Genomic DNA, 21,251 nt, shown 5'->3' on the forward strand with positions numbered 1-21,251 from the left:
TCAGCCTGTTAGTTACTCTGCGGATACCAGCGATTTAGCAACGACTGGGATCGTTTTAGCTCCTGTTTCCAGGTATCCCCCTCTACGACAGTGGGCTTTAACAGGATCACTAATTCTGTCTTCTCAATTGCTTTTACTTTGTTAGTAAACAGCTGCCCCATTAACGGAATATCGCCCAGCAAGGGCACTTTAGAGACCTTCTCAGAAGTGTCACTCTTCATGAGTCCGCCAATCACAACCACATCGCCGGACTTGGCGCGGATGACCGTATCAGACTCGCGAATTTCACTCTGCGCTAATGGCAGGTCCAACGTTGAATCCCCTACTTGAATGCTTTTTTGCTGGTCATTCACTTCGGTCACCGAGGGGTGGACATGCAGTAACACATTGCCGTCATCATCGATTTGCGGCGTGACGTCCAGCGCAATCCCGGAGAAAAATGGGGTTAACTGAACATCCGGGGTGGTCACTGAAGTTGATGAACTGGCCACGGTGGTAGACGACACATCAGTGACATAATACTCATCGGTACCGACTTTAATCACCGCCTTCTGATTATTAGAGGCGGTGACACGGGGACTGGACAACACATCCACATCCCCCTGAGTATCCAGTAAGGTAATCAAGGTCGAAAAATCAGCGCCTGTCAGCGACAATGAGGTCACGCTACCCAGTGTTTTGGAGATGGTGTCGCTGAAAGACCCGGCACTGGTATTAAAGCTGACTTTGGTATTGCCGTTACCCAATGCACTGCCGAGCACGTCCTGCCACTGAATGCCCTGTTGATAACCATCGGACAACCGCACTTCGAGAATTTTAGCTTCCAGAATCACCTGCCGTTGCAGATGCTCCTCGGATTGCTTGAGGAAGTTATGGATCTGCCGTAGTTCATCAGGGTAGGCGCGCACTGTGACCAACCCGGCCTGTGGACTGACGACCACACTGCGGCCATCGTCACTTTTACCAATAATCGCTTCCAAGGTTTTTTGTAGCTGGCCCCAGAAATCGGTCTTGGTTTTGGAACTGATGTAAGTGCCGTTAGTGGTGTTGCTCTGATTGTTATAGCCATTATTACTGTTGTTGGAGCCACTGCTGCCGCTGCTACCGAACATATTGTTGTTATTGTAATTGCGGTTGTTAGTGTTGTTATTGTTACTGTCGGTGATGCGACCGGAACTGACGGATGTCAGAGACAGGCCAATGCGTTCCATATCGAGATAATTGACCGGGAAAGTTTCCGTGCGCATACCGGCGGGAAAGATCTGCAACACTTTACCGTCCTGGCTGATCTCATAACCATAGATATCCTGCACCACTTTCAGCACTTCACTGAGGGTAACGCCCTTTAATGACAGCGAGATAGTACCGGTAACATTGGGATGGATGGCAACGCTCAGCGGTGTCCCTTCGACCAGGCTGGCAAAAAATACCTTGGCATCCACATCGTGTGCCGACACATTAAACCGCCGCTCTGCAGCGACCTGAGTATGCAACCCCGTCAGTAAGCCGTTACCGGTCAGTTCCTGTTGCAATTGAGCCGGCAATGGCGCCGCTGGCGGCACTGTTTTGCTGGGAGCTGGCTGCAATGATTCTTTCAACGCAGAGCGCGACGCCTCCGGCGCCGGACGCGAGGTCTGACAAGCCGCCAACGTCAAAGCAAGCAACGGCACGATAAAAAAAAGTCTGCTCATGAATTATCTCTTCTTATTTGGCTCGGTGATTGTCTGAAACAGGCGTAACTTGCGGCCATCCGCCAGCACGACTTCGTTAGCATGTATCGCGCTGATGCTTGTTCCCTGCAGCCGGTCGCCCCGGCGATAAAGCTGATTATTAATCACCGCACGGGTCCCGGAAGGTCCTTGAACTACGCTATTCAGCACTAACGTGACAGGCGCGTTAGTGCTACTGCTGGACATACTCTGCAGCCCATACGGCGGCAAAGTAGGGTCCCGCAGACTGGCAGCCCCGGCCATCACGGGTAAAAGTGTTGAAATTGTCACAACCGCTTTAATGGGATGCCACACTGATAAAGTCCTTATTAATGCTGACGGTATAAAGGGCGAGTTTGACGCTGGCTTTCGGGAACTGCTGCACCTGATAGTCCAGGCTCTGCCAGTAGAGCTTTTCAGGCATATTTTCGACGGTACGGATGAATTTCAGCACCGAAAAATAATCGCCATCAAAGGTCAAATTGATGCCATGGCTGTATAGATTCATCTGCCCATGTTGATCATCACCGACCACCAGTAACGGCGTCGGCGCAACGGAATGAAACGCTTCTAATTTCACGCCCTGCGTTTGCGCCAACAGCTTCGTCAGCAATGATGGCATGCGTTCCGCCGGGATCAGATCAACGGTTTCATTGTTCAGGCGTTGGTCCTGTGCTGCGATTTGCTGCTTTAATTGCGCAAGTTGTGTTCGCAGTGGCTGATTGGGATCCTGCGCCAGTCGGTTCTGCATCAGGGAAATTTGCTCGGTGTTGCCCTTCACCATTTTTTCTGCGGCGTGCAACTGTTGCTGCTGTAACAGATGTTGCTGCCACCAGGATTCCAATGGCAGATACAAAACCACTGCTATCACCAACCAACAGGCCAACGCGACCATTACCCGTTCGCGCCGCGAAAGATGATCAAATTTTTGTGGCAGTTCGGCTAACGCACTCATTTTTTATCCGCCTCCTTGCTATCGGTGGTCAGCTTGAATGCCAACGGTTGGTGTTCGCCACGATTCATGGTCATGGAGGCGAAAGCCTTACCTTGGAAACTGTCAGTGTGACTGAGGCGTGCCACCCAATGCGGCACATTTTCTGGCTTCAGCGTATAACCTTCAAACAGCAATTTTGGGGGTTCAAATTGTATGTGTGACAGCCAGATACTGCCGTCAGCGACCTGTGCCAGCTCTTGCAACATGTCGGTAAACCCCACCGATTTAAATTGCTCACGCTTATCCAATTCTGTCAGCAGTAATGACTTTAATTGGTGTTCCTGAGTTAACTGTGTCACTTGCTGCTGCAACAGCGAATCGGGCTGATGTTTAGCTAAGGCTTGTTGCAGTGCGTTTTTTTGCTGTTCAAGAGCAGCATTTTGTTGTTGCACCGTCTGCAGTTGTTGCTGCAGCGTCTGCTGCTGCCACCAGCCCAGGATTAACGCCACAGCCCCTAACAACACAAGCAGTAATGACAAGGATACGGTCTTAGCAAAACTCAGGCGCAATTTCGCCGGTAACAGTTCGGGGGAAAATAGATTGACCCGGGTCTTACTCATAAACGCCCCCGCAGTAATTCCGTTAAGGCCAGTTCCGCCATTTTTGCCCCGACGTTTTCACAATTCACCGTCGCCACCGGTTGGTTAAAATTAACCGCAATGGCATGCGCCAGTGCCTGTGACGCCCCTTCGACGAGCAGCTCAATTGAGGCGACCGGAGGCTGTCTTAACTGACTCTCAAAAAAGTCCATCGACCGTTGAATTTCCAGACTCAGATTATCAGCAATACCGTAGCGAAGATCCTCAGCCGTGGCGCTATCCAACTCCTTAAAACCGCGGATCCGGCGATGCATATAAAGCTCGCCACTGCGCACCACAGTCAGCAGCACTTCCTCGCCGGGAATATGGCTGATCACTAGTCGTGCTTGGGAGGCGTCGGTAAACAGATTAGCGGGCATAAGCTCTTCGACTGAGATGCCCGCAAAGCTCATTCCCTCGGCATCCGCCGCCTGCACCATGGCACTGAGCTGAGGTTTGTCGGTGATCACCACTTGTAATTTGTTGCTGCCGGCAAGGGGAGACTCAAAATAATCGAGATAAATATTTTGCGGTGGCATTGCCACAATGTCCTTCACCGACCATAGCAGCGCCTGTGTAATTTCGTTGTCAGGCACAGCGGGTTTATCCACTGCCACCTGTTGGTAGGATTCCTGACCCAGTACCACTTGCAGCAATGACGGACCAATATCTGCTGCCAATTGACGAAACAATAATGGCCAGTTTCGAGGACGCGGATAGCGGGAAATAAGAGGTGATGTATCGGCAGCTGACTGAAACACCCACACATGTTCAGCACCCAGAAATACCCCTGTTGGCTTAGTTGCCTGTTGGGCTCTGAAAAAAGGCATTTTTATTAGTGAGTTTTTTGCCATATTTAGATTTGATTCCACATCCTGTAAAAGTCGTCTGATAGCGCCCGTACCAGCAATTCAAAAGCGTCAAAAAAATGTCAGCGACGCCATTTTACACACTAATTTTTTCATTTTATAAGGAATATTTGCGTAAACCCTGCAGCAACGCAAGCTCTGGTCAATAAATCGCATGGTTATGCCGGCTCTGGATCACCAAACCACGGACCTTGTGCGGCACTGACCCCCAGCACCCGCAACGTCTGCCACTCTTCTAGCTGTTCAACCCCTTCGGCCATAATTTCAATATCGGTTTTATGAAGGCCCCCTAGTAAACTACGAATAAATAGCTGATTTTCTGTGCGTAAATGGATCTGTTTGATCAATGAACGATGCAATTTCACCAACGTAAAGCCGCCTTCCACAATGTACTGACTGCTGATCACTTGTTGCCCAACATGATCGACGCACAATCTGGCCCCCATTTTGCGGATTAACCGCAGTTTCGGCGCTAACGCTGCCGGTGCGCCGCTGGCAACCGCTTCATCAATTTCAAAAATCAGTCGAGGTGCCAGGTCGCGATATTCCAGCAGTAAGGTTCGTAGCCAACGCATAAACTCGGCATTCAACAGCGAATCTTCGGATAAATTAATGCTAAACACGGCATCGGCATTGGCTTTGGGTAACAGATCAAACACCACGCGTTCAATGGTCTGGCGTTCGATTTTTGCTATCAGCCCACATTTTACCGCCATCGGTAAGAACAAAGTGGCTCTGACCAGATTGCCATTAGGCTCTTTCGCGCGAGTAAAAACTTCCTGATGATGGAGGTTACCATCTACATCAACAACCGGTTGTGTAAAGGCGACAAAGCGTCGCTGCTCCAGTGCCAGCTCCAGAAAACTGCGCCAGCGCACCGAACCTCTGGCAAATTCAGCATCCACAGCGCCTTTGTCGTACATAAACCAGGTGTTGATGCCCTGAATTTGCGCTGCTCGCAACGCCATTTCTGCTTCTTCCAGCAATTGTTGCTGATTATCACCCAACTTGAAATAAGCCGCACCGAGATGACAGCTGTTATTACGATTTCCCATCTCCCGCGGCAACAGGCTGGAACACAATTTCATTACCTTTGCCGCCAGTTGTTCCGCTTCCGCCAAACTGATCTGCGTCACTACAATCGCTAACTGGTTGTAACTGCGCCGGGCAAAAACACTGTTGGCCTGGCTATGAAGCAAACGGCTGATGTGGGCGACATTCAGGTTAAGATAATCCACCATCTGACCATCACCGTTCAGTTGTTCCAGTTCTTCAAACTCCAGTAATAACAACACGCCGTGCGCCATCATTCCGTGAGCGTTACTCAAGGCATTAAGGCGGTTATCCAGCAGTAAGCGGTTACCGATGTGAGTATCATGATCGAGGAAGGTGTTAGTGCGAATAAAATCATCAAAGCGGGCCCTTTCTTTGCGCGCATCCGCTAACTCATCCAACAGTTTACTCAACGCCCGGTTGATGAAACGCGGACGACTGGCACTGCTCAGATTACGCGCTCGGGAATAATGCCCCTGCAAAATCAGGCGGCAACGTTCGGCAACTGTTTCCATCCCGTCCAGTTGCTGCGAATACCAGTGGTAGCCCAAACGCAATACCACCACCAAAGTTAACAGACTCAGCAGCATGACGACCCAGTCGCCCATTTGCGGGTAATAATGGTGAAAGGGAGAGCGTAGCAGTAATTCCACGTCGATATTATGTGCCGCGTCCACCGTAAAACGCATGCTATAGCGACTGCTTTCCACAATCGGGCCGCGGTATTGTTGCAATAATTTGCGCCCCTGCCACAGACGCAACTCCACCACATCCGTTAACGCCAACATACTGGGTAACCAGGGATCAGCATCCTGGAGTTGGTTATCTTGATACTGATGTTGCAACTGTTGCTGTAAGACCTGCACCTGAAGCAATTGCTGCTGACTGACAAAACGCCAGTAACCAGCCGCAGCGAACGCCATACCAACAAATAACAACGTCAGCACAGACCACAGCCAAAAGCGGGTCAGACGGGTGGTCAGCATACGGGTCAGATTCATTATCAGGCGTTCCTGCCAATGTTATTGGGCATCCGAACACAGCTCAGTCCACCTGAACTGCGATTTTACCTGTTTGATTATTAAGCGGTATTACACAAATGGCAACAGTGATAACAAGGAGAGCGGCAGTGGCACACCATCGCGCCACTGCCATTGAGGTTAGAGAAGGTAATCTGCCGGCAACACTTTAATCTGTGCCGCACCTGAAGCGATAGCTGCTTCGGCGACCGCGCGTGCGACACGAGGTAACAAACGTGGATCCATTGGCTTTGGCAATACATAGGTCGGACCAAAACTCAGAGAGCTGACGTTAGGATAAGCCGCCAACACCTCTTCTGGTACCGGCTCACGAGCCAAACCTGCAATCGCCTGCACCGCCGCCAGTTTCATTTCGTCATTGATACGACTGGCTCTGACATCCAGTGCGCCACGGAAAATAAACGGGAAGCACAACACATTGTTGACTTGGTTAGGGTAATCACTGCGACCGGTTCCCATAATCAGATCATCACGTACGGCATGAGCCAGTTCCGGTTTAATCTCGGGATCGGGGTTAGAGCATGCGAAAACAATCGGTTTTTCTGCCATTAATGCGATGTCATCGGCACTCAATACGTTAGCGCCAGATACGCCCAGGAACACATCAGCCCCTTTTATGACATCCTGCAACGTACGTTTGTCAGTGTTGTTGGCAAACAGTGATTTGTATTCATTGAGGTCGGTACGCCGTGTATGGATCACGCCTTTGCGGTCGAGCATGTAGATGTTTTCCCGCAAAGCGCCACATTTTACCAACAATGACATACAGGCAATCGCTGCGGCTCCGGCGCCCATGCAGACAAATACAGCTTCAGCGATCTGTTTACCCTGGATTTCCAACGCATTGAGCATGCCTGCAGCAGTTACAATCGCAGTGCCATGTTGATCGTCATGAAATACCGGGATATTACAGCGTCTGATCAGTTCCTTTTCGATTTCAAAGCATTCAGGGGCTTTGATATCTTCCAGATTGATCCCGCCAAAGGTGTCAGCAATCGCTTCTACGGTATTGATAAACTCTTCATTGGTGCGATGTTTAACTTCAATATCGGTCGCATCAATATTGGCAAAACGTTTGAATAACAGTGCCTTACCTTCCATCACTGGCTTTGACGCCAAAGGTCCGAGATTACCAAGACCAAGAATGGCGGTACCGTTGGTAATCACCGCAACCGTGTTGCCTTTATTGGTGTAACGATAGGCATCGTTGGCATTGGCGGCAATTTCTCGTACGGGTTCTGCCACCCCTGGACTATAAGCTAACGCCAGATCCATGCTGGTAATGGCTGCCTTTGTTAATGCAACCGCCGTTTTTCCGGGAACAGGGAATTGATGGTAATCAAGTGCTTTTTGACGTAAATCGCTCATGGTAAATCCTGATACAAAGGCAAAATTATTCTAGTAATTATGACCAGCCGAAAGGGCAACACTGGCATTTATAAACACCAGAAAACAGAGGGCTGTAAAGATACTCGAAAGCGCGGGTTAATTAAACAACTTGTGATATTTTTTTGCTCTAAAAATAATAATTTATAGATAGATATTAAACGAGTTATCAAACCGTAAAAGCGATATGGAATTTAGCCGTCAGGAATGTAGAAAAGCTACGCTGGATGACGACAATTCCTCAGTAGTCTGGTTGAAAACAGCAGAATATTTAATTTAATTACCGATAACTGGTAATTGCTGTCAGTAGGCGGTAAGACAGGTTTGACCAGCCTACAGCATTGTCAAAACGGCAAACAAAAAGGCGCCATAATGGCGCCTTTCCTGAATCTGTTGTCAGAGCAATTATTTTTTGCCCAGCACACCGAAACGTTTGTTGAACTTTTCGATACGACCACCGGTGTCAACCACTTTCTGGGTACCGGTGTAGAATGGGTGACAAGCACCACATACGTCCAAGTGCAGATTTTTACCTGCAGTGGAGTGAACTTTGATCACGTTACCGCAAGTGCAGGTAGCAGTGATTTCTGCATAGTCAGGATGGATACCTGGTTTCATTTGGGATTACCTCAATAAAAGGCCATGTCGCTCTTCCAACCCGAAGTCGGACACCACATGCGGTTATACATAGTTTAGGGCGCAGAATGGTACAGTAACTGCGCTTTAATGGCAATAGCCTACATCAACGCCTCAAATTTTTCCTTTGCCAGAGTCTTGTCAGCATAGAGCTCCCATTGGGGGGCCGCTGGACAATGTAACCTTACATCACTTCTGAGGTTGCCCGGCTTCCCTTTAACAAACGCCTTGGGATTTGCCGCCATAATCGCCAAGGCGGCCGCATACACATTGGTATGCCACTGCTTAGCATACTGGGTTGCCAGACGCCATAAGGTTTCAGTCCCATGGTATTCCAGCGTGCATTGCCCGTCTCGGGCAACAGCGGCCGGCACTGCGGGCGCGGCTTTAGTGGCTGGAGTTATTGCCGGCTTGGTTGCGACAACAGCGGATTCTGGCACTTTTTTACCCGTGGGGTTGCGGTACAGTGAAAAGCGCGACGGATCAGGAGGATTCCCTACCGGAACAGACTTGGCAAACACCGGCAACTGACCAATTTCCAACCACTGCTCCCCCTGATATTGTTGTACCAGCAATAAGGCATTAGGATCGTTGACTTCTTCGACACCCATCAACAACAACATGTAGTTATTGATCTGCTGCACCATGAGTTTTTCTTCACCGCTTTTCTGCCGCAGAATAAACTGCAGACGATCCGGATCTTGCGGACCAGCCACAATATTCACCTTAATTAGCGGTGGTTTAGCTAAATCAAACAGTCGTTGATTGATACTGACATGGCTGACCTCGGCCTGCGCCAGCGGCATGAATATCAACCCAAACACTGAGGGCAAAAGCTGCCACAGCCAACGGGGCCAACCGCTTGGTTGCTGTAAATTCATCCTGCTTTCCCCCATAACTATTTAACATTGCTAGTTTATTTTAGATTATTTTGCTCAGGACTGGTTCTGTTATGCCTGCCTGAGTACACTGAGCGTCATGCCTCTTTTGATGAATCCTGATCACCATGCCGCAGTTTGCTGAAGTTGCTTTGCCAGTGCCGATGCGGCAGAACTTCACCTACAAAATCCCGCCCGACCTTGCCTGGCCACTGGAAGTCGGCATGCGGGTGCGCGTCCCGTTCGGACGGCAACAACTGATCGGCCTGGTCGTCAGCACAGCTGATGAATGCTCCTTAGCGCCGCAGCAGCTAAAAGCGATTACCGCGGTATTGGACAGTTCACCATTATTGTCTGACCCACTGTATAAACTCACTTTGTGGGCGGCAAGATATTATTTATGCAGCCAGGGCCAGATGCTGACCCAAGCGCTACCGGTCGCGCTGCGCAAAGGTGCCAGTGCCGCACCAGAATTTATCAGTTACTACGCACTCACGGACAAGGGCACCGCAGCCACACTGGAGAGCCTCAAACGCTCACCGGCGCAGCAAAAAGTATTGCAGCAGCTACAACAAGGCGAACTGACTACCGAAGAAGCACAAGTGCTGGAACTCAGCAAAACCGCCATCAAGGCGCTAAAAGATAAGGACTGGATTGGACTTTACGAACGGCCGCTCATTGCTGACCGCCGCTGGCGTGAACAGTTGGAGCTGGGCGAACAGCCACTCAAATTGAATAAGCAGCAAGCAGTGGCGGTCGCGGCACTGACCGCGCAAGCCGGTTATAAATGTACTCTGCTGGAAGGTGTCACCGGCTCCGGGAAAACCGAAGTCTATCTGTCGTTGCTGGAAACCGTACTGAAGCAAGGCAAACAGGCATTGATCCTGGTGCCGGAAATCGGCCTGACGCCACAGACCATCAATCGCTTCAAACGTCGCTTTAAAGTGACCATCGCGGTGATCCATTCCGGACTGACTGATAAACAGCGACTGGATGCTTGGCGACAAGCGCGCTGTGGTGAAGCGGCGATTATCATTGGCACCCGTTCCGCCTTGTTTACGCCGATGATGTGGCCGGGAGTGATTATTCTCGACGAAGAACATGATGCCAGTTTTAAGCAGCAGGAAGGTGTGGGTTATCATGCCCGCGATCTGGCGGTCATGCGCGGGCATCTGGAAGATATTCCCGTATTACTCGGCAGCGCCACACCGTCACTGGAAACGCTGCACAATGCCCTTAATGGTCGTTATGCCCATCTGCAATTAGGAGAGCGCGCCGGTGGTGCTTTGAAAGTGCGTCAGGGGATTATCGATATCCGCAATTTGCCGCTGCATACCGGAATGTCACAGCCACTACTGAACGAAATGCGCTTGCACCTGCAAGCGGGTAATCAGGTGTTGCTGTTTCTCAATCGTCGCGGCTTTGCACCAGCGCTCATCTGCCACGAATGCGGTTATCTGCATGAATGTGACCGCTGTGATGCCTTTTTCACTGTGCATCAGTCACTTGGGGAGATCCGCTGCCATCACTGTGGCAATCAATACGCAATCCCGCGTCAATGTCATCATTGCGGCAGCACCATGTTACAAGGACAAGGCATTGGCACCGAGCAGCTGGAAACCATGCTTACCAAAGAGTTTCCGGATTATCCGGTAGTGCGAATTGACCGCGATACAACCAGCCGTAAAGGTTCTTTGGAAAAACAGCTGGCAGCCATTCACCGCGGTGAATATAAGATTTTGGTGGGTACACAAATGCTCGCCAAAGGTCACCATTTTCCTGATGTCACCTTAGTCGGATTGTTGGACGTGGACGGTGCGCTATTCAGTGCTGATTTTCGTGCGCCGGAACGTTTCGGCCAGCTATATACACAGGTGGCCGGGCGCGCAGGTCGCGCCAGTAAACCCGGCACCGTGTTGCTGCAAACTCATCAGAGCGACAATCCGCTACTCAAGGATCTACTGCATCACGGCTATGGCGAATTTGCCCGTACACAACTGGCGGAGCGTCAACAAGCCTTGTTGCCTCCCGCATGGCACATGATCCTGATAAAAGCTGAGGCGCATCAAGCCATTGATGCCGACACCTTTCTGGCTGAGTTTGCCGCGTTGCTGCCGCAAGATAATGAATTTGAAGTGATTGGCCCGATGCCGGCACCGCTGGATCGCAAAGCTGGCAAATTCCGGCGGCAACTGCTGGTACAAGCTGACGATCGCAGACGTTTGCAGCAGGTATTTGAACAGTTACTGCCGCAAGCAGAAGCCCTGACTAGCGCCAAACGCTGCCGCTGGAGTCTGGACCGAGATCCGCAGGATCTGCTGTAACTCCGCCAAAGTTCACTACCGCTAACTGAAAACCACGCCACAAAAATGCCCGCAAGCGTAGCAATCTTCCTGCCATAACGGCTAGAATGTGCGGTTATTCGTTATCACCCTATTTTTGTAGTCAGTACCGACAGAACGCCAATGAAATCACATATCCAATCTTTGCTTGAACAGACAGTAGCCAAGTTAAAACAACAGGGAATTATCCCTGAAGATACTGATCCGCGCATTCAGGTAGACCGAACCAAGGATAAAAGCCACGGCGATCTGGCCACTAACCTGGCAATGATGCTGACCAAAGCCGCCGGTAAACCGCCACGGGAACTGGCACAGTTGCTTATCGACAATCTGCCAGCCTCCAGCCACGTGGCTAAAGTGGAAATCGCCGGTCCTGGATTTATTAACTTCTTTATTGATGAAAATGCACTGGCAAAACAGCTGCAAGCAGCCTTGGCCGATGAACACTTGGGAGTCGCACTGCCGAGCGCACAAACGGTAGTGGTTGATTATTCCTCACCAAACCTTGCCAAAGAGATGCACGTGGGACATCTGCGTTCCACCATTATTGGCGATGCGGTGGTACGTGCGCTGGAGTTTCTCGGTCATAAGGTGATCCGGCAGAACCATGTAGGCGACTGGGGCACTCAGTTCGGCATGTTGCTGGCCTATATGGAAGAGCTGCGGGCAGCTAATGGTGCGGAATCTGAAGTGGAATTGTCGGATCTGGAAAGCTTTTACCGCGCCGCCAAAGTGCGATTTGACGAATCAGAAGCATTTGCCACCCGCGCCCGTCATCTGGTAGTCGAACTGCAATCCGGTGACGAGTATTGCAATAAACTGTGGCGCGAATTCAACGAAATCTCGCTGAGTCATTGCCACAAGGTTTATCAGCGCCTCGGTGTCAGTCTGACCCGCAACGATGTCCGTGGTGAAAGCGCTTATAATGACGACCTGCCACAAGTGGTAAAAGATCTCGATGCGCAGGGCTTACTGACCGAAAGTAACGGTGCCAAAGTGGTGTTTCAGGAAGCCTTCCGCACCAAAGAGGGCGAACCATTACCCGTAATCATCCAGAAAGCCGACGGTGGTTATCTGTATGCAACTACCGACTTAGCTGCCATGCGCTACCGTTCGTCAGTGCTGCACGCCGATCGGGTGCTGTATTTTGTGGATCTACGACAGGCGCTGCACTTCCAACAGGTTTTCAGTCTGGCTCGCACTGCCGGGTTTGTGCGTCCAGAAATGTCATTGGAACATATGGGCTTTGGTACCATGAATGGTGAAGATGGCCGACCATTCAAAACCCGTACTGGCGGAGTAGTGAAACTCATCGACCTGCTGGATGAAGCCCATGACCGTGCGCTGGAACTGGTGCGTAGCAAAAACCCTGATATGGATACTGCAACACTGGAACAGATTGCCGCAGTAGTTGGCGTTGCCTCAGTGAAATACGCCGATCTGTCAAAGAATCGCGCCAGTGACTACATCTTCAGCTTCGATCAGATGCTCAGTTTTGAAGGTAATACCGCACCGTATCTGCTGTACGCCTATACCCGTGTGGCCGGTATTTTCAAGAAAGCTGAAGATATTGACCTGTCTGCCGCCACCATCGTACTGGAGCACGACAAAGAGAAAGAACTCGGTAACAAACTGGCGCAGTTCAGTGAAGTGCTGGCACGGATGGTAGATAAAGGTCAGCCACATCTGCTGTGTGCTTACTTGTATGAACTGGCAGGCGCTTTCTCCAGCTTCTATGAAGCATGCCCGGTGTTAGCCGCCGATACAGCCGCTCAGCGTGACAGCCGTTTGTTACTGGCGAAACTGACCGCTAATACCCTGAAACAGGGACTGGCGCTGTTGGGCATTGACACATTGGAACGGATGTAACGCCATGCGCAGCGATTACGCCAACAGCAAACCGCGCCGACAACAGCGCGGTAACCACAAAAAGCCTCTGCCTCCTCAACGCCCGCCGATGCTGCTTTTTCTGGTGGTATTGGTGGTAGTCGCTGGCTTTGGTTATTTTTTATGGACGCTTAAAAACGGCAGTCCGGCACCAATTACACAGGAGCCGGTACAAGTCGAACAGCCGCAAAAGCCGGAACCGCATAAAGATCCTAATGCACTGCCGCCCAAACCCAAGGAAGAGTGGACCTATCAGCAAGAGCTGGAAAATAAGCAGGTAGAAGTGGATTTACCGGAGAAAAGCGATCAGCCCTCCCGGCCTTATCAAATGCAATGTGGTTCGTTCCGAAAAGAGTCTCAAGCACAAGAACTGAAAGCCAGAATCGCCTTTCAGGGCATGGAGGCCCAGGTACATAAAGTCGATGGGAGCAGCGGCGCTTGGTATAAAGTGGTGCTAGGCCCATACCAAGGCAAGCGTAAAGCGGAAACTGACCGCCACGAACTGCAGCGCGCCGGTATTAACGGCTGCATGATCTGGTTCTGGGAAAGCTGATATTGACTTAGAAAATAGCCGCAAACCATTGGTTTGCGGTTTTTTATTACCAAACCTCACGCTGTACCGTTAAAAACAGCCGCGTTACTGCTTGATATTCAATACCTCACCCCCATATTAACCTCTATCGCACCCTGACAGCCGAGCTGTCAGTCAGCCAAGAGGATTTATCGTGACTACAATCGTATCAGTGCGCCGCAACAATCAAGTGGTAATGGCCGGTGATGGCCAGGTTTCTTTGGGAAATACCGTGATGAAAGGTAACGCCCGTAAAGTTCGCCGTCTCTACCACGATAAAGTGATCGCCGGTTTTGCGGGCGGCACTGCCGATGCCTTTACCCTGTTTGAACGGTTTGAGGCCAAACTGGAAATGCACCAGGGCCACCTGATGAAAGCCGCAGTGGAGTTGGCAAAAGACTGGCGTACTGATCGGATGCTGCGCAAACTGGAAGCGCTGCTGGCGGTCGCCGATGCTGAGTCATCACTGATCATCACCGGTAATGGCGACGTGCTGCAGCCAGAAAATGATCTGATTGCGATTGGCTCCGGAGGTAATTTTGCCCAAGCCGCCGCCATTGCCATGCTGGAAAATACCGAACTTACGGCACGCGACATCTGCGAAAAGGCATTGACCATCGCTGGCAATATCTGCGTGTTTACCAACCAGTTCAAAACCATTGAAGAACTGAATTACTGAATTCTGCGTGAGGAAGCACCATGTCTGAAATGACGCCCCGCGAAATCGTCCACGAGCTGGATGCCCATATCATTGGCCAACAGAAGGCTAAACGTTCCGTGGCGGTCGCCCTGCGTAACCGCTGGCGCCGAATGCAGCTTGATGCAGCATTGCGCCCGGAAGTGACCCCCAAAAATATCCTGATGATTGGCCCTACCGGCGTAGGTAAAACCGAAATTGCCCGCCGTTTGGCAAAGCTTGCCAACGCGCCATTTATTAAGGTCGAAGCCACCAAATTTACTGAAGTGGGTTATGTAGGCAAGGAAGTGGATCAGATTATTCGCGATCTGACCGATGCCGCCGTGAAGATGACCCGCGAGCAGCAGATGAAAAAATGTCGTACCCGCGCCGAAGAAGCTGCCGAGGAACGGGTACTGGATGCACTGTTACCTAAACCTAAAAGCGACTGGGAAAGTGAAAAAGAAGACAGCTCTCACACCCGCCAGATCTTCCGCAAAAAGTTACGCGAAGGGCAACTGGATGACAAAGAGATCGAAATCGACGTCGCCGGACCACAGATTGGCGTGGAAATCATGTCGCCTCCTGGCATGGAAGAGATGACTAATCAGTTGCAGAGCCTGTTCCAGAATATGGGACAAGGCCAGACCAAACGCCGCAAGCTGAAGATTAAAGAAGCCATGAAGCAGCTGACCGAAGAGGAAGCCGCCAAGCTGGTGAATCAGGAAGATTTGAAAGATCAAGCCATTGAACTGGTGGAACAGCACGGTATCGTGTTCCTCGATGAGATCGATAAAATCTGTAAGCGTGGTGAAACCTCTGGCCCCGATGTCTCCCGCGAAGGGGTACAACGTGATCTGTTGCCACTGGTAGAAGGTTGCACCGTCAATACTAAGCATGGCATGGTCCGTACCGATCACATTCTGTTTATCGCCTCTGGTGCTTTTCAGATGTCCAAACCCTCAGATCTGATCCCAGAACTGCAGGGACGACTGCCTATTCGCGTGGAACTTGATGCGCTGACTGCCAGCGATTTCAAACGCATTCTGACCGAACCACATGCGTCGTTGACCGAGCAGTACATTGCATTGATGGCAACCGAGGGTGTGGCCGTCGAATTTACCGAATCAGGTATCGACTCCATTGCGGAAGCCGCATTCCAAGTAAATGAAAGCACTGAAAATATCGGTGCACGTCGTCTGCACACCATCATGGAAAAACTGATGGAAGACATTTCATTTGAAGCCGCTGACAAATCAGGTAACCATTACGTGATTGATGCTGACTACGTTAATGCCCATCTGGAAACGCTGGTGCATGATGAAGATCTCAGCCGTTTTATTCTGTAATAGCTGTCATTCACGAAAAAACCGCCTTCTGGCGGTTTTTTTACGCGCGGGTTAAAGCTATCTGAACAGATTTAAAAAAGTGACCAAGACGATTTTGTCCAACGGCGAATTACCCTCGCTTTTTGCCGACCAACAGCTGCTGGTTGCAGCACCGTAGCGGGATCTCAATCGCAGCGGATAATGCCATGACGGTCGAAGGATTGATAAAACATGTCGCCAACACGAGCTATTAGTGTAAAACCACTCGCAAGACACCCGACATTGTTTATGGGCAGGACTAATCCTGTATCTGGCGTATTCGATGGGTGCGCAGCCAGAAATCTTCCTGACAATGATTAGTGATCGCCTTACGTTGTGGCGTGATCGCTGTGCCTGTTGGCATACTGATGACAGTATAAATACTCCAGCTTTCTGCACATAGCTGCTCATCTTCGATAGCGTCTTGTTCGGATTGATGTTTAACCACGACACCATCGGCAAACCGATAAACCGTTTCAATAGCAGTCACCGTTATCCCATCGTCTTTATAGGAACAATCCTGCTGTTGTTGCGATACGATAAAATCAGTTTGTTGGTGAATGGCATCGATATAATGGAACAGAGACATCATGCTTTTACCTCTCAAACGGAACCATAACTGACGCTTTTATCACGGTTATTCTGGCCATCCAATTTACATTAGCGGATGATAATGCATCCGTGATAATGAATATCATTTTGGTTGAACAACAGATGCGTTTGGTGACCAGTGAAACCATGATGCTATCGCACCGAACGACAATGTTTAGCGGATATTATTGCAACTGGAGTGTTATATGAAAATTTCTGTGTTTATTTGTGCCGGCGTATCACTGTTGGCCAGCTCACTGTTAACCGTCCAAGCGAAAGAATTCTCGCTGACCAGCCCGGATATCACACCTAACGGTACGATTCCCACCCGATTTGAAGCTAACACCTTCGGCTGCCATGGTGAGAATCGGTCTCCAGAACTGAACTGGAGCGATGCGCCGGCAGATACGCAAAGTTTCGCGCTGACAGTTTATGATCCTGATGCGCCAACCGGTTCTGGGTGGTGGCATTGGATGGTGCTGAATATTCCCGCCAATGTGCACCATTTGCCCGCTAATGCCGGAGCAGTTGGCGATAATGGGTTACCCAAAGGCGCTACTCAGGTACGGACCGATTACGGGGTCAAAGCCTGGGGCGGTACTTGTCCCCCGGTTGGTGACAAACCCCATCGCTACATCTTTACCCTTTATGCGTTGAAAGCGTCTGCACTGGAATTACCCACCGATGCAACCGCGGCATTAGGCGGATTCATGATCAATGCGAATGCGCTGGCAAAAGCAAGTTTCACGGGTTATTACGGCCGTTAATCCAACGTTACTGACAACATCCGTCTGAATTCTCGGATGTTGTCAGGTCAAAGATGAACAATAGCTGGAGCGGCAACGCTTAATTTAGTGCGTCGCAAACGCTGCAAATGCTTGCAATTGTTTTCCCAGAAATTCACGTGTGGCGGCATCAGTAAGTTTACCCTCACTGATTTTGCCCATCGCCTGTCCGATCATTGCTTCTGGCTTATTCATCACTTTGGCATCAAAAAATACCAGGATCTGCCGCAAGTGATATTGCATCCGCGCACCACCAATTACGCCCGGAGAAGCACTTTCGATCATCACAGGTTTACCCTCTAGCGGCTGCGGTGAGACCCGGGATAGCCAATCGAGCGCATTTTTCAACACACCAGGAACAGAGTAATTGTATTCAGGAGAGACAATAATCAGACCATCCGCCTCGGCAATACGGTATGCCATTTTCAACACTGCATCGGGAAAACCCTGTGCTTGCTGAATATCGGCATTATATAAAGGAAAATCGCCAATAGATCCTAATGGTTGAACTTCTACATTGGCGGGTGCCAGTTGCGGTAATGCCCTGGCAACCGCGGCGTTCAGAGAATCCTTACGCAAACTTCCCACCAATGTGACAAACTTCAGCGGTTTTTGACTCATAAACCTGACTCCTTGTTAATGGCAAATTGCTTTCACCATCATACGCCGGAGTCAGCGGTACTGTCACATGGGGGGAATATGCGCTAAGCCATAAGCGCCCACAGGCTAATTTTTCACACCCGAAAGGCCATACCGTCCGCCAACCACTTATTGACCGGTAATTTCCGTACTGTCACAGCCACATAGATTAATGCCATGGATGGTAAACAGTGCGGCGTATCAGTTCTCAACATCCCTTGGGTAACAACAGCCATATCCGGTATCATGCGCTTTTTGCTTAACGCAGCAGACCATTTACGCATTGGAACAGGCATGTCAGGGCAAGTACAAACCGCACCATTCTCATTACGTGATTATCGAATCGTAGCGCTTTCGGTGCTGGGGGGTGCGTTGGAAGTTTATGACTTCATTATCTTTGTGTTCCTGTCGGTCACCATCGCCGATGTATTTTTTCCACCCTCAGTCCCGGAATGGTTGCGGTTGGTACAGAGTCTGGTGATCTTTTCAGTCGGTTACCTGGCAAGGCCACTAGGTGGCATTGTGATCGCGCATTTTGCGGATAAATTCGGCCGCAAGCATATGTTCAACTTCACGGTATTGTTTATGGCAATGCCGTGTTTGCTGATTGGTGTGTTACCGGGCTATGCAGAAATTGGCATTGGGGCACCACTGCTATTGTTGCTGGCTAGGATCATTCAGGGTGCGGCTTTGGGTGGTGAGGTTCCCAACGCCTGGGTATTTGTCGCGGAACATGCGCCCAAGCAACATCGCGGCTATGCCTTGGGTCTATTACAAGCGGGACTCACTGTGGGATACATGTTGGCAGCGTTAACGGCCACGTTGATAACCCGCAATGTGTCAGATGCAGAGCTGCAACAGTGGGCCTGGCGCATCCCGTTTATTATCGGTGGCATCTTTGGCTTTATTTCGGTGTGGCTGCGGCAATGGCTCAGCGAAACGCCGGTATTTATCGCGTTGCAAAAAAAACAGCAGTTGGTACAGAAGCTGCCGCTGTCTGCGGTATTTCACCAACACAAATACGCGGCCATTCCAGCAGCCTTACTGACATCCATGTTAGTCTCGGCAGTGGTGATGATGGTCGTCGTGACGCCGATAGCACTGCAGAAATTCTACGGCATGGATGCGGCAACCACATTTGAAATCAGCTGTATTGCGATTTTATTTCTCAATGTAGGTTGCGTGATTGCGGGTAAACTGGCGGATTGGCTGGGACGTTGGCCAACTGTAGCGCTGTATAGTGTAATGCTGGCCATTGGCACCTCAGTGTTAACGCTGGTACTGGATGCCTCGCCCAAAACACTGCTGTTAGGATATGCCATTGCGGGGCTGTGCAGTGGCATTATCAGTGCCGTCCCTGCAGTGGTAGTGCAACTCTTTCCACCCGCTGTCAAAGTTACCGGTATTTCACTGGTGTATAACCTGACCTATTCCATCTGTTCCAGCATTATGCCGCTGGCATTACTGGCATTGCTGCATGCGCACCGCTGGGGCATGGCGGTGTTCGCTTGGGGGATGATGCTGCTTGGTCTGGCAACCGTGTATCTGTTCCGACATGTCCGACGTTATAGCCATTAGTCAGGTTGTCGCTGCCACCGATGTTTTTTGCCGAAACCAAGCCGGTTATCAACCATTTTCACTGTCTGTAACGCCAGTCGCCATAGCGGTGCTGACTTTACTTTAGCCACAGGAAAGCGCTGACAATAAAGCTGTCTGATTGCGGCGCTCTCAGATTCAGACACTCTGGATGCGATGGCGGTATACTGGATGCCCTGAATGTGCAGCACCGATTGGGTCTGATCGGCGATAGTACCGGCGATGATAGGGTCGACCACCATCGCCTGTGTGTGACGACTATTGTCAGCAGTCATCAGATAGCAACACATGCTATCTACATCAAACACATAAAAACAGCTCGCACACCAAAGACCCTGTTGGTCTTGGGTGCAGAGTGTTAGGACATGTTGCTGTTGTAAATATTGGCTGATGGCATCTGGCACAGCGACCATTGTCACTCCGGATTTGGCAAGATACCCCATCATAAAGCACAACTTATCTCAAACCCAATATTGACTTGCTGTGGTTTGAGCAGCTTAGGCAGCGCCCCAAACTTCCTCAGCGATTTCTACCACCAGTTCCAACTTCCGCCGCTGTTCATCAAAAGCGATGTTATTGCCATGCACTGTAGACGAGAAACCGCATTGAGGGGATAAACATAACTGTTCTATAGGGGCATATTGTGCCGCTTCATCGATACGGCGCTTAATATCATCTTTAGATTCCATCTGGCCAAATTTACTGGTGATTAGCCCCAATACCACTTGTTTACCTTTTGGCAAATAGCGCAATGGGCGAAAATCGCCAGAACGTTCGTCATCATATTCCAGAAAGAAGGCATCGAGTTGCATTTTAGCTAACAACGCTTCCGCCACCGGCTCGTAATTACCTGCTGCCGCGTAGGTACTGCGGAAATTGCCACGACACAAGTGAATGCCTAGGGTCATACCCTGTGGTTTATAGGCCACAACACGATTAATAAAATCGGCATAACGGTATGGCAGTTCATTAGGATCATCACCTCGGCTACGGGCGGCAGCACGCATCTTCTCGTCGCACAGATACGCAAGATTGGTATCGTCCATCTGCACATAGCGGCAACCCGCATCCGCCAATGACTGCAACTCAGCACCATAAGCCTTTGCCACATCTTCATAAAATTCGGGTTCCAGCTGTGGATACGCTTGCTGACTAATCCCCGCTCTGCCGCCACGAAAATGCAGCATGGTCGGTGAAGGCAAAGTGACTTTCGGCATCAGTGTCGCATCACCTAATGCCAGGGTTTGACGCTGTAAATACTCAAAGTCTGCCAGCTGAATGTTTTTAATGTGGCGTACCTTGTCCATCACCTTAATCACTGGCGGTGCCAATTCCAAACTACCATCCTCTCGCGTGATAGTGCGAGGCTCTTCACTCACCACTCCGCCCAGTTGTCGCAGAAAATCCACGTGAAAATAGGTACGACGAAATTCACCATCAGTAATAGCCTTGAGTCCAACATCGCGCTGCATTTGGACAATTTCCGCAATTGCACGATCCTCTATTTGCCGCAACTCTGCGGCCCCTATGCAATATTTGGCGTGGGCTTCTCGGGCTTTTATCAGGTAATCAGGACGTAAGAAACTACCGATATGATCGGCGCGAAACGGTAACGGGACAACAGAACTCATGGTTCCTCCGACGGCAATGTGAG

At 50.3% G+C, this 21,251-nt stretch carries 20 protein-coding genes; 7 read left to right on the forward strand and 13 right to left on the reverse strand.

The annotated features are described in order from the left end of the window. Positions 1–8 precede the first annotated feature (8 nt). The 9 genes from mshL to KDN34_RS15620 all read right to left on the reverse strand — a co-directional run bounded on the left by mshL (position 9) and on the right by KDN34_RS15620 (position 9,146). Entirely contained in the window at positions 9–1,691 is a 1,683-nt protein-coding gene (gene mshL, locus KDN34_RS15580) for a pilus (MSHA type) biogenesis protein MshL (protein ID WP_212594616.1), read from the reverse strand. A 3-nt stretch (positions 1,692–1,694) separates the two neighbouring features. Next, the gene (locus KDN34_RS15585) at positions 1,695–2,024 is read right to left on the reverse strand and encodes an MSHA biogenesis protein MshK (protein WP_228730367.1); all 330 of its coding nucleotides are present in this window, start codon (positions 2,022–2,024) and stop codon (positions 1,695–1,697) included. After that, positions 2,008–2,664 (reverse strand): MSHA biogenesis protein MshJ, encoded by a 657-nt coding sequence (locus KDN34_RS15590; protein WP_212594617.1) that lies wholly within the window; start codon positions 2,662–2,664, stop codon positions 2,008–2,010. Before KDN34_RS15590 ends, KDN34_RS15585 begins: the two co-directional genes overlap by 17 nt. Then, on the reverse strand, positions 2,661–3,263 hold the full coding sequence (locus KDN34_RS15595; protein WP_212594618.1) for a PilN domain-containing protein: 603 nt from the start codon (positions 3,261–3,263) through the stop codon (positions 2,661–2,663). Before KDN34_RS15595 ends, KDN34_RS15590 begins: the two co-directional genes overlap by 4 nt. Further along, complete coding sequence (locus tag KDN34_RS15600; protein WP_212594619.1) at positions 3,260–4,135, reverse strand: MSHA biogenesis protein MshI; 876 nt, start codon at positions 4,133–4,135, stop codon at positions 3,260–3,262. Before KDN34_RS15600 ends, KDN34_RS15595 begins: the two co-directional genes overlap by 4 nt. A gap of 173 nt (positions 4,136–4,308) precedes the next feature. After that, positions 4,309–6,204: an RNase E specificity factor CsrD gene (gene csrD / locus KDN34_RS15605; RefSeq protein ID WP_212594620.1), complete on the reverse strand. Its 1,896-nt coding sequence runs from the start codon at positions 6,202–6,204 to the stop codon at positions 4,309–4,311. 159 nt (positions 6,205–6,363) lie between these two features. Then, a complete protein-coding gene (locus KDN34_RS15610; protein ID WP_212594621.1) occupies positions 6,364–7,611 on the reverse strand; it encodes a malic enzyme-like NAD(P)-binding protein in 1,248 nt (415 codons plus the stop codon). A gap of 423 nt (positions 7,612–8,034) precedes the next feature. Continuing rightward, on the reverse strand, positions 8,035–8,247 hold the full coding sequence (gene rpmE, locus KDN34_RS15615; protein WP_212594622.1) for a 50S ribosomal protein L31: 213 nt from the start codon (positions 8,245–8,247) through the stop codon (positions 8,035–8,037). A 119-nt stretch (positions 8,248–8,366) separates the two neighbouring features. Then, a complete protein-coding gene (locus KDN34_RS15620; protein ID WP_212594623.1) occupies positions 8,367–9,146 on the reverse strand; it encodes a hypothetical protein in 780 nt (259 codons plus the stop codon). Positions 9,147–9,271: 125 nt separating this feature from the next. Between KDN34_RS15620 and priA the strand changes: the two genes are divergently transcribed. The 5 genes from priA (at position 9,272) to hslU (ending at position 15,968) form a co-directional block, all read left to right on the forward strand. After that, positions 9,272–11,467 carry a primosomal protein N' gene (gene priA, locus KDN34_RS15625; RefSeq protein ID WP_212594624.1) on the forward strand — a complete coding sequence of 732 codons (2,196 nt, stop codon included), beginning with the start codon at positions 9,272–9,274 and terminating at the stop codon, positions 11,465–11,467. Positions 11,468–11,608: 141 nt separating this feature from the next. Further along, a complete protein-coding gene (gene argS / locus KDN34_RS15630; RefSeq protein WP_212594625.1) occupies positions 11,609–13,354 on the forward strand; it encodes an arginine--tRNA ligase in 1,746 nt (581 codons plus the stop codon). A gap of 4 nt (positions 13,355–13,358) precedes the next feature. Next, entirely contained in the window at positions 13,359–13,925 is a 567-nt protein-coding gene (locus tag KDN34_RS15635) for an SPOR domain-containing protein (protein WP_212594626.1), read from the forward strand. Positions 13,926–14,097: 172 nt separating this feature from the next. Then, on the forward strand, positions 14,098–14,622 hold the full coding sequence (gene hslV, locus KDN34_RS15640; RefSeq protein WP_212594627.1) for an ATP-dependent protease subunit HslV: 525 nt from the start codon (positions 14,098–14,100) through the stop codon (positions 14,620–14,622). A 20-nt stretch (positions 14,623–14,642) separates the two neighbouring features. Beyond that, positions 14,643–15,968 (forward strand): ATP-dependent protease ATPase subunit HslU, encoded by a 1,326-nt coding sequence (gene hslU, locus KDN34_RS15645; protein WP_212594628.1) that lies wholly within the window; start codon positions 14,643–14,645, stop codon positions 15,966–15,968. Positions 15,969–16,245: 277 nt separating this feature from the next. On the opposite strand, the gene KDN34_RS15650 is transcribed toward hslU, so the two are convergent. After that, positions 16,246–16,578 carry a hypothetical protein gene (locus KDN34_RS15650; RefSeq protein WP_212594629.1) on the reverse strand — a complete coding sequence of 111 codons (333 nt, stop codon included), beginning with the start codon at positions 16,576–16,578 and terminating at the stop codon, positions 16,246–16,248. Positions 16,579–16,783: 205 nt separating this feature from the next. On the opposite strand from KDN34_RS15650, the gene KDN34_RS15655 reads away from it, so the two are divergent. After that, the gene (locus tag KDN34_RS15655) at positions 16,784–17,344 is read left to right on the forward strand and encodes a YbhB/YbcL family Raf kinase inhibitor-like protein (protein WP_212594630.1); all 561 of its coding nucleotides are present in this window, start codon (positions 16,784–16,786) and stop codon (positions 17,342–17,344) included. Positions 17,345–17,428: 84 nt separating this feature from the next. Here KDN34_RS15655 and KDN34_RS15660 read toward each other — a convergent pair whose 3' ends face one another. Beyond that, positions 17,429–17,983 carry an NADPH-dependent FMN reductase gene (locus KDN34_RS15660; RefSeq protein ID WP_212594631.1) on the reverse strand — a complete coding sequence of 185 codons (555 nt, stop codon included), beginning with the start codon at positions 17,981–17,983 and terminating at the stop codon, positions 17,429–17,431. A gap of 312 nt (positions 17,984–18,295) precedes the next feature. Here KDN34_RS15660 and KDN34_RS15665 point away from each other — a divergent pair, with 312 nt between their 5' ends. Next, positions 18,296–19,579 carry an MFS transporter gene (locus KDN34_RS15665; protein ID WP_212594632.1) on the forward strand — a complete coding sequence of 428 codons (1,284 nt, stop codon included), beginning with the start codon at positions 18,296–18,298 and terminating at the stop codon, positions 19,577–19,579. Here KDN34_RS15665 and KDN34_RS15670 read toward each other — a convergent pair. Together KDN34_RS15670 and KDN34_RS15675 are read right to left on the reverse strand one after the other, a co-directional pair. Beyond that, positions 19,576–20,043 carry a YhbP family protein gene (locus KDN34_RS15670; protein WP_212594633.1) on the reverse strand — a complete coding sequence of 156 codons (468 nt, stop codon included), beginning with the start codon at positions 20,041–20,043 and terminating at the stop codon, positions 19,576–19,578. The two genes, KDN34_RS15665 and KDN34_RS15670, sit on opposite strands and share 4 nt — an antisense overlap. Positions 20,044–20,094: 51 nt before the next feature. Then, positions 20,095–21,228: a 5-methyltetrahydropteroyltriglutamate--homocysteine S-methyltransferase gene (locus KDN34_RS15675; RefSeq protein ID WP_212594634.1), complete on the reverse strand. Its 1,134-nt coding sequence runs from the start codon at positions 21,226–21,228 to the stop codon at positions 20,095–20,097. Positions 21,229–21,251: the final 23 nt, after the last annotated feature.

Origin of the sequence: Shewanella yunxiaonensis (genome assembly GCF_018223345.1) — a bacterium.
Classification (GTDB): Bacteria; Pseudomonadota; Gammaproteobacteria; order Enterobacterales; family Shewanellaceae; genus Shewanella; species Shewanella yunxiaonensis.